The organism is Streptomyces sp. YIM S03343 (assembly GCF_054729195.1).
The window spans coordinates 3,775,263-3,788,456 of record NZ_JBPUKX010000001.1 but is presented as its reverse complement, the minus strand read 5'-3'; the positions used below and the strand labels follow the sequence as shown (position 1 = coordinate 3,788,456).

Sequence of the window (13,194 nt, the reverse complement as noted above, 5' to 3'; positions counted from 1 at the left end):
TCATCAGAGTACTACTGCAAGTGAGTGATGATGGAAGCAATGGCCACACCGCACAACCCGGCTGACGCCCGACTCGTCGTCAGCTCGCCCGAGCAGATGCGCGAGCTGGGCCGCCGCCTGGCCAAGCTGCTGCGGGCCGGCGACCTCCTCATGCTCAGCGGGGAGCTCGGCGCGGGCAAGACCACGCTGGCCAGGGGGCTCGGGGAGGGTCTCGGTGTGCGCGGCGCGGTCACCTCGCCGACCTTCGTCATCGCCCGCGTCCACCCGTCCCTGGGTGACGGTCCGCCGCTGGTCCACGTCGACGCGTACCGCCTGTCCGGCGGGCTCGACGAGATGGAGGACCTCGACCTCGACGTGTCGCTGCCCGAGTCGGTGGTCGTCGTGGAGTGGGGCGAGGGCAAGGTCGAGGAGCTGACCGACGAGCGGCTCCAGGTCGTCATCCATCGCGCCGTCGGCGACACCACGGACGAGGTGCGGCACGTGACGGTGACCGGGCTGGGGGAGCGCTGGGCGAGTACCGACCTGACCGTGGTGGCCGCCTGAGCCCGAGGCGGTGAATGCAGCGGTGAATGCCCCGACAGTGCGTCGGCAAGATGTTGCGCGGCGCCCATTCGGCATGGTCACATGGTATTCAGCCCGTGGTTAGGGCTGCCTAACCGCGCCCGCCCCCGCCCCCCAGGAGGCGCCCCATGCCGGCCACCGACCCCAAGCCTCCGCAGCGGCCCCCGGCCCCGGCCGGTGTGAGCATGCGAACCCTTCTGGCGTCCTGCGCGGCAGCGGAAGCCGTCTCCCGCCCCCCGGCACCGCACCCTTGCAGCGCCGGTCAGGGCAACTCCGCAAGGGGCGCGGGGCTGTGTCACCATGCGGCTCCGCCGCGGGGCGCGACCAGCCACGACGCAGCCGCAGACACCCAGCGACCGAATACAGGGGCGCGGGGACCTGCGCGAACCCCCGCCGCACCCGCGCCCAGCGAACCCGCCCCCGCCTCAGCGAACCACCACCACCCGGCACCCGATCGTCGCGAACCCCCACATCGCCGTCCCGTCGGCCCGTGACTCCCGGATCCCCCCGGTCCGCCGCGCCTCCGATTCCTCCGAATCCCCGGAGGGGCGCCGCGCCTTTCCCACCGCAGCGCTGAACCCGATCGCCACTCCGTCCACTGACGCGAACCGCACCACATGCTCGACCGGTGTCCCGTCCGACCCCACGACGGAATGCGACCGCGAGCTCACCGCGTACACCCCCGGAACGGGATCGACGTCCCCCGGCGTCACGGTGAACGTCTGCCGCACCCGCCCCCCGGTCCCCACCAGCCACACCCGTTCCGCGCCCACCGAGTAGACGACCCGCTGGCCCTTCCCGGAGTCGACCGGAAGCGCCCTGGGATCCCGCCGCACCCGGGACGGACCCGGCGCCCCGGCCGAGGCCGACGTGCTGGCCCGGGCCTTCCCGCTCCCCAGCCCCGCCGGGACGTTCGCCGCCGCCTGGTACCCGAGGAACCCCACCGTCGCGAGCGCCGCCCCGGTGAGCCCGGCCACGAACCCCGCGCTGCTGCTTGCCACCGCTCGCCCACCTCACCGTCGTACCGCACCGTCGTACCGCACCGGAAGAAACCGGGAGCAATCATCAAGAACAGCCCAAAACGGCCGTACCCGCCGCGACCGTAGCAGCCCGTGACCGCCGGGCCGGAGCGACCGTGCCGGGGCCGCCGGAGCCGTAGGCTGTTCGCGTGCTCTTGCTCGCTCTCGATACCGCCACCCCCGCCGTCACCGTCGCGCTGCACGACGGCGCGGATGTCATCGCTTCCTCGACCCAGGTGGACGCCCGCCGGCACGGCGAGCTGCTGCTGCCCGCCGTGGACCGCGTGCTCGCCGAGGCAGGGGTCGGACTCGACGCCGTCACCGGCATCGTCGTTGGCACCGGACCCGGCCCGTACACGGGCCTGCGCGTCGGGCTGATGACCGCCGACACCTTCGGGATGGCGCTCGGCGTCCCCGTCCACGGGGTGTGCACGCTGGACGGTCTCGCCTACGCCGCCGACATCGAGAAGGGCCCCTTCGTCGTGGCGACCGACGCCCGCCGCAAAGAGGTCTATTGGGCGACGTACGCCGACTCCCGCACCCGCCTCACCGGACCGGCGGTCGACCGCCCCGCCGACATCGCGGAGCGCGTCGCGGGCCTGCCCGCCATCGGCGCGGGCGCCCTGCTCTACCCCGACACCTTCCCCAAGTCGCACGAGCCGGAGCATGTGTCCGCGAGCGCCCTGGCGTGTCTGGCCGCCGAACGGCTCGCGGCCGGCGAGGAACTCCCGGCGCCCCGCCCCCTCTATCTGCGCCGCCCCGACGCCCAGGTCCCGAAGAACTACAAGGTGGTCACCCCCAAGTGACCACCGGACCGGCCACCGGACCTGCCGCCGGGCAGGCGACCGTCCGTCTGCGCGAGATGCGCTGGTGGGACATCGACCCCGTGCTCGACCTGGAGAAGGCCCTGTTCCCCGAGGACGCCTGGTCCCGGGGCATGTTCTGGTCCGAGCTCGCGCACGCCCGCGGCGCCGAGGCGACCCGCCGCTACGTAGTCGCCCTCGACGGCGACCGGGTCGTCGGCTACGCGGGCGTCGCCGCACAGGGCGACGTGGCCGACATCCAGACCATCGCCGTCGCCCGCGACCGCTGGGGCACCGGCCTCGGCGGCGACCTGCTCGCCGAACTGCTGCGCGCGGCCACCGACTTCGAGTGCGCCGAGGTGATGCTGGAGTGCCGGGTCGACAACGTACGCGCACAGAAGCTGTACGAGCGCTTCGGCTTCGCACCCATCGGCCTCAGACGCGGCTACTACCAGCCGGGGAACGTGGACGCCCTGGTGATGCGCCTGACCGACCCTTCGCAACCCGCATCAGCACAAGGAACCGACAGCAATGGCTGAATCGCGCGACGAGCCCCTCGTCCTCGGCATCGAGACCTCCTGCGACGAGACCGGCGTAGGCATCGTCCGTGGCACCACCCTGCTCGCGGACGCCGTCGCCTCCAGCGTCGACGAGCACGCCCGCTTCGGCGGAGTCGTGCCGGAGGTGGCGTCCCGGGCCCATCTGGAGGCGATGGTCCCCACCATCGAGCGGGCGCTGAAGGACGCTGGAGTGAGCGCCCGCGACCTCGACGGCATCGCGGTGACGGCCGGGCCCGGCCTGGCGGGCGCGCTGCTCGTCGGCGTCTCGGCGGCCAAGGCGTACGCCTACGCGCTGGGCAAGCCCCTCTACGGCGTCAACCACCTCGCCTCGCACATCTGCGTCGACCAACTGGAGCACGGCGCGCTCCCCGAGCCGACGATGGCCCTCCTGGTCAGCGGCGGCCACTCGTCCCTGCTCCTCTCCACCGACATCACCTCCGACGTACGGCCGCTGGGCGCGACCATCGACGACGCTGCGGGCGAGGCCTTCGACAAGATCGCCCGCGTCCTGAACCTCGGCTTCCCCGGCGGCCCGGTCATCGACCGGTACGCCAGGGAGGGCGACCCGGCGGCGATCGCCTTCCCGCGCGGCCTGACGGGCCCGCGCGATCCGCGGTACGACTTCTCCTTCTCCGGTCTGAAGACGTCGGTCGCCCGCTGGATCGAGGCCAAACGGGCGGCGGGCGAGGACGTGCCGGTACGGGACGTGGCGGCGTCCTTCCAGGAGGCCGTCGTGGACGTCCTCACCCGCAAGGCGGTCCGCGCCTGCCAGGACGAGGGCGTCGACCACCTGATGATCGGCGGCGGCGTCGCCGCCAACTCCCGGCTGCGCGCCCTGGCCCAGGAACGCTGCGAGAAGGCTGGCATCCGGCTGCGCGTACCCCGCCCCAAGCTGTGCACGGACAACGGCGCGATGGTGGCGGCGCTGGGGGCGGAGATGGTCGCCCGAGGCCGCACGGCTTCGGCGTGGGACCTCTCGGCCGACTCCTCGCTCCCGGTGACGGAAACGCACGTGCCGGACCCCGCCCACACCCACGACCACGCGCACGAGACCGACGGGGAGAACCTGTACTCATGACGACGGTCGCGCTGATGTGGGAGGCCCGCGCGGCAGAGGGCCGCGGCGACGAACTCCTGTCCTGGGTACGGCAGCAGAGCACCCAGGGGGCCTCCCCCCTCCGCCGCGAATCCTTCCGGGCCCCGGAGGACCGCGTCCTGGTCATCACCTGGTGGAACGCCCCCTACGACGCCCCCCTGCCCGAACTCCCCGAGCCCCCGGCCGACCTGGCCTCCCGCCCGGTCCACCGGTGGCGTTTCGAGTCGATGGGCGAGTCGATGGACGAGTCGATGGGGGAGTCGGCGGGGGACTGACAGGACCGGCCCTGAGGGGAGGTTCAGGACCGGTCCCGGAACTGCTCACCCCACCGATGACACCTCCGTCCCGCACAGCAGCTCCCGGTCCGGCCCCAGGACTCGCACCTCACCCGTGAGCGTCACGCGCGCCGTGTGCCGTACCTCCGCGGCCGACGTCCCCAACCGCAGTTCCAGCGCCCCCGGTTCGACCACCCGCCTGCCCGCGCGGTCCGTGAAGGACGACAAGTCCGGGTGGAAGTGGAAGGTCACCCGGCGCTGTTCGCCCGGGTGGAGGGTCAGGCGCTGGTAACCGATCAGCCGGACGTCCGGGCGGGTCACCGAGGCCACCGGGTCGTGCAGGTACAACTGCACGACGTCCGTGCCCTCGCGCTCGCCCGTGTTCCGGACGGTGAGGGAGAGATCGTAGGAGCCGTCGGTGGTGATCTCGGCGCCTGTGCCCTCGTAATCCGACCAGGTGAACTCCGTGTACGAGCGGCCGTGCCCGAAGGGGTACAGCGGGGTCGGGTCCAGGTTGCTGACCTCGCCCGCCAGGCCCAGCGGGGGCTGGAGGTAGGTCCAGGGCTGGCCGCCGGGTGTGCGCGGCACGCTCACCGGGAGGCGGCCCGAGGGGTTGACCCGGCCGGACAGAACGCCTGACACCGCCGGGCCACCCTCCTCGCCCGGGAAGAACGCCTGGACCACCGCGCCCAGTCGGCCGTCCCAGCGGCCCAGGGCGTAGGGGCGGCCGGTGAGGAGGACCAGGACCACCGGGGTGCCGGTCGCCACCAGCGCGTCCAGCAACTCCGCCTGTACGCCGGGGAGATGGAGGTCCGCCACATCGCAGCCCTCGCCCGAGGTGCCCCGCCCGAACAGACCCGCCCGGTCGCCCAGCACCGCCACGCACACATCCGCCTCGGACGCACGTGCCACCGCCTCCGCGAAGCCGGACGTGTCCGGGTCCGTGACCCCGCAGCCCTCCGTGAACGTCACCTTCGCGTCCGGGAGTTCGGCGCGCAGGGCGTCCAGGACCGTCGGGATGTCCACGCCCAGCGGGACGTCGGGGTGGTTCGGGAGGACATGGGACGGGAAGCTGTAGCAGCCCAGCATCGCCAGGGGGTCCGCCGCGCGGGGGCCGATCACCGCGATGCGGGCGTCGGCGGGGAGGGGGAGCACGGCGGCCGGGTTGTCGAGCAGGACCACCGATTCCTCCGCCAGCCGACGGGCCACCGCGCGGTTCGCCCGGGAGTCCAGGTCGACCGGGGCGGTGGGTTCCGGGCTCCAGTCCTCGTCCAGCAGCCCCAGTTCGCACTTCTGGAGCAGGACCCGGGTCGCCGCCCGGTCGACCAGCGACTCGGGGATCTCGCCCGCGCGGACCGCCTCCCGCAGAGGTGCGCCGTAGCACTTCAGGGTCGGGAGTTCGACATCGATGCCGGCCGTCAGGGCCGCGTGGGCCGCCTCCGCGGAGGAGCCCGCCACCCTGTGCAGGGTCTCCAGGAAACCGATGGCGAAGTAGTCCGCGACCACGGTGCCGGTGAACTGCCACCGGTCACGGAGGAGTTCGGTGAGCAGCCGGGGGTCGGCGGAGGCCGGGACGCCGTCGGTCTCGGTGTACGCCGCCATCACCGACCGCGCGCCGCCCTCCCGCAGCGCCATCTCGAACGGCGGCAGCGTCACATCGGCGAACTCCCGCACCCCGGCCCGTACCGGCGCGAGATTGCGCGCCCCGGCCGAGGAGGCGTACCCGGCGAAGTGCTTGAGGGTGGCGACGATCCCGGCCGACTCCAGACCGCGCACATAGGCGGAGCCGATCGTGCCGACGAGGTACGGGTCCTCGCCGATCGTCTCCTCCACCCGGCCCCAGCGCAGATCGCGTACGACGTCCAGGACCGGGGCGAGGCCCTGGTGGACGCCCGCCGAGCGCAGGTCGTGGCCGATCCGGCCGGCCATCTCGCCGACCAGCTCGGGGTCGAAGCTCGCGCCCCAGGCCAGCGGCACCGGGTAGGCGGTGGCCTGCCAGGCGGTGAACCCGGCGAGGCACTCCTCGTGCGCGACGGCCGGGATGCCGAAGCGGCCCGCCTCTGCGATACGCCGCTGGGCGCGGGCCAGGGCCTGGGCACCGGTGGCCGGGTCGACGGGGGCGGTCCCGAAGCTGCGGGTGAGCTGGCCGAGGCCGTGGGTGATCAGCTCGTCCCAGTCGTGGTCGGCGGTCATGTCGTGCTGGTGGGGTGCGACCCCGTCGCCGTCCGTGTCGGCGCCCACCCATACGCCGTACAACTGGGCGGTCTTCTCCTCCAGGGTCATCCGGGAGAGCAGGTCGGCGACACGGGCGGCGGCGGGCAGCGCGGGGTCGCGCCAGGGGGCGGTGGTCATGGAACTCCTGTCAACGGTGGGACCTGGGGGCTGCAGGGGGCCGATAGCGCGTCTCCGGCGTGATCCGCAGCAGGCCGGGCAAAGCCGCTGCGGCTGGGCAGCTCCCTGAAAGGGGCGCGGGGAACTGCGCGACCAGCCACGACGGTGCCGCAGACGACAGACGACAGACGACAGACGGCACATCGCGGCACCTCCAGCGGAGCTCACTTGCCGCCGACGCCCATCAGGCCACCCACCAGCGCACGCCGGGCCACCAGATAGACGATGAAGATCGGGATGCCGGAGAGGACGACCGAGGCGAGCAGGGCCGGGATGTTCACGCCGAACTGGCTGACGTAGTTGAACAGGCCGAGCGTCAGCACACGGGGGCCGTCGGACTGGGTGAAGATCAGGGGGAAGAGGAAGCCGTTCCACGCCTGGAGCGCCGAGTAGATGACGACGGTGCTGATGCCGCCCTTCGTCATCGGGATCACGAGCTGGAACAGCATCCGGGTGGCCGAGGCGCCGTCCAGCGCCATCGCCTCGTACATCTCCTCCGAGATGTCGCGCAGGGTGCCGGTGAGGATCAGCACGGACACCGGCATCGCGAACGCCGCTGTCGGCAGGATGATCGCGAGGAGGCTGTCGTAGAGGTTCAGCTTCGCGATCATCAGATAGAGCGGGACCACCACGGCCTGCGCCGGGATGGCGACACCGAGCAGGAACAGCCGGAAGGCCGCCCCCGACCAGAAGGTGCGGGTGCGGACGGCGACGTAGGCGAGCGGTACGCACAGCACGAGGACGATCGCCACGACCGCGGCGGCGACGGTTGCCGTGTTGGCGAGGAAGTGCCCGAACCCGTTGTGCAGAACGGTGTTGTAGTTGTCGAGTGTCGGATCGGACGGCGGTTTGAGGGCGTTGTTGCCGAGCGCCTGGTCCTGGCGGGTGAGGGACGCCGAGATCATCGCGTAGATCGGGATGATGACGACGGCCAGCCAGATGAACGAGCCGATACCCGCCACGGGGTTGGGGCGCCGGGTCCAGTGGCGGCGGCGCCTGCGAGGAGCCGCGGCACCCCGCGGCTCCTCCCCGGCGCTCACCGGGCGCGGACGTGGCAGCGTGTCGTGTGATGACATGGCGTCACATCCCTTCCCGTGTGCTACGCATGGCGCCGAACCCGGAGAGCTTGACCATGAGCAGCGAGAGCCCGGTGGCGGCGACCACGAGGAAGGTCGCGACGGCGCTCGCGTAGCCGAAGTCGTAGCTCTTGAAGCCCGCTTCGTACATCAGATACGGCAGGATCGCGGTGTCGGTGCCGGGGCCGCCCTGGGTGAGGATGAGGACGGTCTCGAAGTACGTCAGTGAGCCCACGATCATCAGCACACTGGACGTGGTGGCCGTGTTGCGGAGCTGGGGCAGGGTGATGGAGAAGAACTGGCGGTAGCGGCCCGCCCCGTCGATCGCCGCGGCCTGGTAGAGGACTTCGGGGATCTGGCGGGCCCCGCCCTGGTAGATCAGGGTGTGGAACGGGATGAACTGCCAGCCGCCGACGAAGACGATCGCGAGGAAGGCGCCGTTGGTGGAGCCGAGGGTGTCCTGCTGGATGATCCCGAAGTTCGGGTCGAGCAGGGCGTAGAAGAGCAGGGCGATCGCCGTGGACGAGAGCAGGAACGGCACGAAGAAGATCGCGGAGAGGATCGCGCGGTTGCGCTGGCGGCCCGCCGCCCAGACGCCGATCAGCAGGGAGACGACCGTCTGGAAGGCCCAACTGGCCAGCGTCAGGAGGACGGTGACCGTGAGGGACTGGGTGAGGCGGTCGTCGTTCAGCAGCTTGCGCCAGTTGTCGAAGCCGACCGGCTGGGGGTCGCCGAGGCCGTTCCACTTGGTGAAGGACAGATAGACGGCCAGCACCATGGGGGCGACCGCGAAGAACGCGAAGAACAGCACACCGGGGACGGCCCAGGCGGCGTGCGGGCGCCCCGCGCGGTTCACACCGCCGGACGCCCGCACCTTGGTGGCCGTGGAGCTCACTTGAGCCCCTTCAGTGCCGAGACGAACTGGCTCGGCGTCGACTTGCCCACGAACAGCTTGTTGATCTCGGTCAGCATCGGCGTCGAGACGTCCGGGTCGACCGCCTGGTCCCAGCTCAGCGTGAACGCCGGGGCGTCCTTGACCATGGCGTACTGGAACTTGGCGAACTCCGGGTTCGGGGAGGCGTCGAGAAGCTTCTCCGCGTTGGACGTCGTCGGGATGTCGCCGTTGGCGACGAGATCCTTGGCGTACGCCTCCGACGCGCACTCCTTGAGGAACGCGATCGCCGCGTCCTTGTTGCCCGTACGGGCGTTCACCGACCAGTAGTTGGTGGGGTTGCCGACGACGTTGCGGATGTCGCCGGCGCCGCCCTCGATCTTCGGGAAGGCGCACCAGCCCAGGTTGTTCTTGGCGAAGTCCGGGAACTTGCCGAGCTGCGTGGAGTACTCCCACGAGCCCATCAGATGCATCGCCGCCTTGCCCTTGGCGAACACCGCGGGGGCGCCGCCGTTGGTGTACGCCACCGAGCTGTAGCCCTTGCCGAAGGCGCCGTCGTCGATGAGCTGCCGTACCGTCTCGGCGGCCTTCAGCACCGCCGGGTCGCCCCAGCCGCTCGCGTCACCGTTCTTGATCTTGTCGAAGACCTCGGGCCCGCCGATCCGGTCGGTCAGGTACTCCAGCCACATCAGCTCGGGCCAGATGTCCGCGCCGCCGAGCGCGAAGGGGGTGATGTTCGCCTTCTTCAGCTTGGCGTTGATCGCCAGCAGCTCGTCGAAGGTGGTGGGCGGCGTGAGTTTCTGTTCGGCGAACACGGACTTGTTGTAGAAGAGGATCACCGGCTGCATGCCGCGCATCGGGATGCCGTAGTTGTGGCCGCTGAGACCGCCCGCGGCTATGACCGACGGCAGGAAACCGTCCTTGAGGACCGCGTCCGACGTGATGATGTCGGTGAGGTCGACGAGCTGGTTCGCGTCCTTGTACGCCTTGATGGAGCCGCCGCCCCAGTTGAAGAACACATCGGGCGCGTTCGGCGAGCCCATCGCCGTGCGCAGCTTGGCCGGGTAGTCGGCGCCGGGCACCTTCTCCAGCTTGATCTTGCCGCCGGTCTTCTTGGCCGCTGCCGACGCGTTGAACCGGTCGACCGACTTGACCTGGACCTTCACGGCATCGTCGCCGTAGACGAAGGCCGTGAGCGTCTTGCCGCCGCCACTGCCGCCGCTGGAGCCGCAGGCGGTGAGTCCGGCGGCCGAGATGAGGGTGGTGGCGCCTGCTGCGCCAAGGAACCAGCGCCTGCTGTGGGACTCGTAGGACCCGTGGGACCCGTTGGACTCCATGGACGGTTACCTCTTCTGTTCGACCTCATTGGCGAATGGTGCGAGTTGCTGCCAGTTGATGCGAGATGGTGCCCGGTACGAATGTTTCGGATCACACTCCGAATGTTCCGGAAAGTTATGGCCCGCAGAGGACTTCGTCAAGGGGTTGTGCAGGGTTACGATCGCCGACATGACAGCTCCGGAATCCGCTGAAGCCCAGACGGCAGCTCGGTCGGCCCAGACCGCGACGCTCGCCGAGATCGCCCGCGAGGCCGGGGTGTCCGCTCCGACTGTTTCGAAAGTTCTCAACGGACGCGCCGATGTCGCCCCCGGCACCCGCATGCGCGTCGAGGAACTGCTGCGCACGCACGGCTACCGGCGCCGCCGCGCCGAGGCCACCCGATCCCCGCTGATCGACCTGGTCTTCCACGAACTGGAGAGCGCCTGGGCGATGGAGGTCATCCGGGGCGTGGAGAACGTGGCGCGGGAGGCCGGGCTGAGTGTCGTGCTCAGCGAGAGCGCGGGCCGCCTCACCCCCGGCCGCACCTGGGCCGACCAGGTGGCCGCCCGCCGCCCGCACGGCGTGATCCTGGTGCTGTCGGGCCTCGACGAGTCCCAGCGCGCCCTGCTGACCAGCCGCTCCATCCCGTTCGTGGTCATGGACCCGGCCGGTGACCCGGGCGCCGACGTCCCCTCGATCGGCGCCACCAACTGGCAGGGCGGCCTCGCCGCGACCCGGCACCTGGTCGAACTCGGCCACACCCGCATCGGCGCGATCAGCGGGCCCTCACGGATGATGTGCAGCCGCGCCCGCGTCGACGGCTACCGGGCCGCCCTGGAGACGGCGGGGGTACCGGTCGACCCCACCCTCATCAAGGCCGGCGACTTCCACCACGAGGCCGGCTACCGCCTCGGCCTCGACCTCCTGCGCCGCCCGGACCGCCCCACGGCGATCTTTGCCGGCAACGACCTCCAGGCCCTCGGCCTCTACGAAGCCGCCCGCGAACTGGGCCTCCGCATCCCGGAGGACCTGAGCGTCGTCGGCTTCGACGACCTCCCGGTCGCCCGCTGGGTCGGCCCCCCGCTGACCACGGTCCGCCAGCCCCTGACAGAAATGGCAGAAGCAGCAGCGAAACTCCTCCTGGACCTGAGCCGAGAGGAGGAACCGGCCCGGGCGACGAGGGTGGAACTGGCAACGAGCCTGGTGGTGCGCAGCAGCACGGCGTCGCCTGCGGCGGGCTAGGCGCTCGCTCCGTTGGAAGTGCCGCGATGTTCCGTCTGTCGCCTGCGGCATCATCGTGGCTGGTCGCGCCCACGCGGCGGAGCCGCATATCAGTACAGCCCCGCGCCCCTGGGGAGTTGCAGTCCCCTGCGTTTCGGGCGAAGTCCGCTGCGGTTCGGCAGCGCCCTGAAGGGGCGCGGGGCTGTGTCGATGTGCGGCTCCGCCGCGAAGGGGGTACCTCCCTGCTCGAACGAAGTTGAGAGCTTGGGGGAGCGACCAGCCACAACCGCCCCGCACCCGCGGATGGGTCCGCAGCCCCCTGCGAGTCGGGGTGCGGATCAGGCGCAACGGGACCGCAACCCCCCAGGGGCGCGGGGAACTGCGCGATCAGCCACAAACAACCCGCACCCGCGACAGGTCCGCAGCCCCCTGCGAAGGCGCCCGAGGGTCGCACCCACGGCACAGCAACCCCCTCAGGGGCGCGGGGAACTGCGCGATCAGCCACAAACAACCCGCACCCACCCCACCAACCCGCCGGGTTGACGACACTCACCGCGCCCCCCACACTGCTCCGAAGTCAATCGGTTGCACAGCCGAAACTTTCGGAGGCACCCGCAATGAGATCTCTGAGAACGGGCTTACCCCTGACCGGACTGGTCACCGCCGCCCTCCTCCTGGCGGCGACGCCCACCGCGCACGCCGCAGACACCCCCCTCCGCGACCTGGCCGCAGCAAAGAGCAAAGTGATCGGCACCGCAGTCACCGGCTCCAAACTCACCGGCACCTACGGCGACATCGCGGCCGGCCAGTTCAGCTCCCTCACCCCCGGCAACGCCATGAAGTGGGGCTCGGTCGAGCCGACACAGGGCAGTTTCAACTGGTCCGAGGCCGACCAGATCGTGGCATTCGCGAAGGCCCACAACCAGCAGGTCCGCGGCCACACCCTGGTCTGGCACAGCCAGAACCCGAGCTGGCTGACCAACGGCACCTGGACCTCGGCCCAGCTCAGCAGCCTGCTCCAGAACCACATCAGCACCGAGGTCACCCGCTACAAGGGCGACATCGCGGCATGGGACGTCGTCAACGAACCCTTCAACGAGGACGGCACCTACCGCTCCACCCTCTGGTACAACGGCCTCGGCTCCGGCTATATCGCGAGCGCCCTGACCTGGGCCCACGCGGCCGACCCCGCCGCCAAGCTCTACATCAACGACTACAACGTCGAGGGCGTCAACGCGAAGAGCACCGCGCTCTACAACCTGGTCAAGTCCCTCAAGGACCAAGGCGTCCCGATCGACGGCGTCGGCCTCCAGGCCCATCTGATCCTCGGCCAGGTCCCCTCCACCCTCCAGCAGAACATCCAGCGCTTCGCCGACCTCGGCGTCGACGTCGCGATCACCGAGCTGGATGTGCGTATGCAACTCCCCGCCACCGACGCCTCGCTGGCGCAGCAGAAGGCCGACTTCAAGTCGGTGACGGCGGCATGCGCGGCCGTCAGCCGCTGCGTCAACATCACGGTGTGGGGATTCACCGACTCCGACTCCTGGGTGCCCGGCACGTTCCCGGGGTACGGGGCGGCGACACCGTACGACGAGAACTACGCGCCGAAACCGGCGTACTACGGCATCTCCGAGGCCCTCGGCGGCACGACCACGACCCCGCCGCCGACCGGCGCGTGCTCGGCGACGTACAGCGTGGTGAACCAGTGGAACACCGGCTTCACGGGCCAGGTGAAGATCGCCTGCTCGGGCGCCTCGCTGTCGTCGTGGAAGGCGACATGGACGTACGGCGCGGGCCAGCAGATCACCCAGGCGTGGAACGCGACCTGTACCCAGTCGGGCGCGGCGGTGACCTGCACGAACGCCTCGTACAACGGGACGGTCCCGGACGGCGGTTCAGTGACCTTCGGCTTCAACGGGTCCTGGAGCGGCAGCAATCCGCTGCCGACGGTGACCCTGGGCTGAACCACCGCGGGGGCCGGGA

At 70.9% G+C, this 13,194-nt stretch carries 12 protein-coding genes; 7 read left to right on the top strand and 5 right to left on the bottom strand.

Going from position 1 to position 13,194, the window contains the following annotated elements:
* Window positions 1-30: 30 nt before the first annotated feature.
* Window positions 31-543, top strand: a complete 513-nt coding sequence (tsaE, locus tag ACSYGN_RS16085; protein WP_460396171.1) for a tRNA (adenosine(37)-N6)-threonylcarbamoyltransferase complex ATPase subunit type 1 TsaE — start codon at window positions 31-33, stop codon at window positions 541-543.
* Between the two features lie 443 nt (window positions 544-986).
* Here tsaE and ACSYGN_RS16080 read toward each other — a convergent pair whose 3' ends face one another.
* Window positions 987-1,562: a hypothetical protein gene (locus tag ACSYGN_RS16080; protein WP_460396169.1), complete on the bottom strand. Its 576-nt coding sequence runs from the start codon at window positions 1,560-1,562 to the stop codon at window positions 987-989.
* Window positions 1,563-1,729: 167 nt separating this feature from the next.
* Here ACSYGN_RS16080 and tsaB point away from each other — a divergent pair, with 167 nt between their 5' ends.
* From tsaB to ACSYGN_RS16060, 4 genes are read left to right on the top strand one after another with little or no spacing between them, the layout of a single operon-like run.
* Window positions 1,730-2,386: a tRNA (adenosine(37)-N6)-threonylcarbamoyltransferase complex dimerization subunit type 1 TsaB gene (gene tsaB, locus ACSYGN_RS16075; RefSeq protein ID WP_460396166.1), complete on the top strand. Its 657-nt coding sequence runs from the start codon at window positions 1,730-1,732 to the stop codon at window positions 2,384-2,386.
* A gap of 56 nt (window positions 2,387-2,442) precedes the next feature.
* Entirely contained in the window at window positions 2,443-2,922 is a 480-nt protein-coding gene (gene rimI, locus ACSYGN_RS16070) for a ribosomal protein S18-alanine N-acetyltransferase (RefSeq protein WP_460403504.1), read from the top strand.
* Entirely contained in the window at window positions 2,915-4,021 is a 1,107-nt protein-coding gene (tsaD, locus tag ACSYGN_RS16065) for a tRNA (adenosine(37)-N6)-threonylcarbamoyltransferase complex transferase subunit TsaD (RefSeq protein ID WP_460396164.1), read from the top strand. The genes rimI and tsaD overlap by 8 nt, the downstream gene beginning before the upstream one ends.
* Complete coding sequence (locus ACSYGN_RS16060; RefSeq protein ID WP_460396163.1) at window positions 4,018-4,314, top strand: hypothetical protein; 297 nt, start codon at window positions 4,018-4,020, stop codon at window positions 4,312-4,314. The genes tsaD and ACSYGN_RS16060 overlap by 4 nt, the downstream gene beginning before the upstream one ends.
* Before the next feature lie 45 nt (window positions 4,315-4,359).
* Here the strand turns inward: ACSYGN_RS16060 and ACSYGN_RS16055 are convergent, their stop codons facing one another.
* From ACSYGN_RS16055 to ACSYGN_RS16040, 4 genes are all read right to left on the bottom strand, one after another.
* Window positions 4,360-6,666 (bottom strand): beta-xylosidase/alpha-l-arabinosidase, encoded by a 2,307-nt coding sequence (locus ACSYGN_RS16055; RefSeq protein ID WP_460396162.1) that lies wholly within the window; start codon window positions 6,664-6,666, stop codon window positions 4,360-4,362.
* A gap of 203 nt (window positions 6,667-6,869) precedes the next feature.
* Window positions 6,870-7,781 carry a carbohydrate ABC transporter permease gene (locus ACSYGN_RS16050; RefSeq protein WP_460396161.1) on the bottom strand — a complete coding sequence of 304 codons (912 nt, stop codon included), beginning with the start codon at window positions 7,779-7,781 and terminating at the stop codon, window positions 6,870-6,872.
* Between the two features lie 4 nt (window positions 7,782-7,785).
* Window positions 7,786-8,676: a carbohydrate ABC transporter permease gene (locus ACSYGN_RS16045; RefSeq protein WP_460396160.1), complete on the bottom strand. Its 891-nt coding sequence runs from the start codon at window positions 8,674-8,676 to the stop codon at window positions 7,786-7,788.
* Window positions 8,673-10,010 (bottom strand): ABC transporter substrate-binding protein, encoded by a 1,338-nt coding sequence (locus ACSYGN_RS16040; RefSeq protein WP_460396159.1) that lies wholly within the window; start codon window positions 10,008-10,010, stop codon window positions 8,673-8,675. The genes ACSYGN_RS16045 and ACSYGN_RS16040 overlap by 4 nt, the downstream gene beginning before the upstream one ends.
* Window positions 10,011-10,179: 169 nt before the next feature.
* Between ACSYGN_RS16040 and ACSYGN_RS16035 the strand changes: the two genes are divergently transcribed.
* On the top strand, window positions 10,180-11,232 hold the full coding sequence (locus tag ACSYGN_RS16035) for a LacI family DNA-binding transcriptional regulator (protein ID WP_460396158.1): 1,053 nt from the start codon (window positions 10,180-10,182) through the stop codon (window positions 11,230-11,232).
* A gap of 596 nt (window positions 11,233-11,828) precedes the next feature.
* Window positions 11,829-13,175 (top strand): endo-1,4-beta-xylanase, encoded by a 1,347-nt coding sequence (locus ACSYGN_RS16030; RefSeq protein ID WP_460396157.1) that lies wholly within the window; start codon window positions 11,829-11,831, stop codon window positions 13,173-13,175.
* Window positions 13,176-13,194: the final 19 nt, after the last annotated feature.

Excerpts from the sequence above, each read along its gene's own strand:
- tsaE (WP_460396171.1), top strand. The coding sequence starts at position 31 with ATGGAAGCAATGGCCACACCGCACAACCCGGCTGACGCCCGACTCGTC.
- rimI (WP_460403504.1), top strand. The coding sequence starts at position 2,443 with ATGCGCTGGTGGGACATCGACCCCGTGCTCGACCTGGAGAAGGCCCTG.
- tsaD (WP_460396164.1), top strand. The coding sequence starts at position 2,915 with ATGGCTGAATCGCGCGACGAGCCCCTCGTCCTCGGCATCGAGACCTCC.
- ACSYGN_RS16060 (WP_460396163.1), top strand. The coding sequence starts at position 4,018 with ATGACGACGGTCGCGCTGATGTGGGAGGCCCGCGCGGCAGAGGGCCGC.
- ACSYGN_RS16055 (WP_460396162.1), bottom strand. The coding sequence starts at position 6,666 with ATGACCACCGCCCCCTGGCGCGACCCCGCGCTGCCCGCCGCCGCCCGT.
- ACSYGN_RS16050 (WP_460396161.1), bottom strand. The coding sequence starts at position 7,781 with ATGTCATCACACGACACGCTGCCACGTCCGCGCCCGGTGAGCGCCGGG.
- ACSYGN_RS16040 (WP_460396159.1), bottom strand. The coding sequence starts at position 10,010 with ATGGAGTCCAACGGGTCCCACGGGTCCTACGAGTCCCACAGCAGGCGC.
- ACSYGN_RS16035 (WP_460396158.1), top strand. The coding sequence starts at position 10,180 with ATGACAGCTCCGGAATCCGCTGAAGCCCAGACGGCAGCTCGGTCGGCC.
- ACSYGN_RS16030 (WP_460396157.1), top strand. The coding sequence starts at position 11,829 with ATGAGATCTCTGAGAACGGGCTTACCCCTGACCGGACTGGTCACCGCC.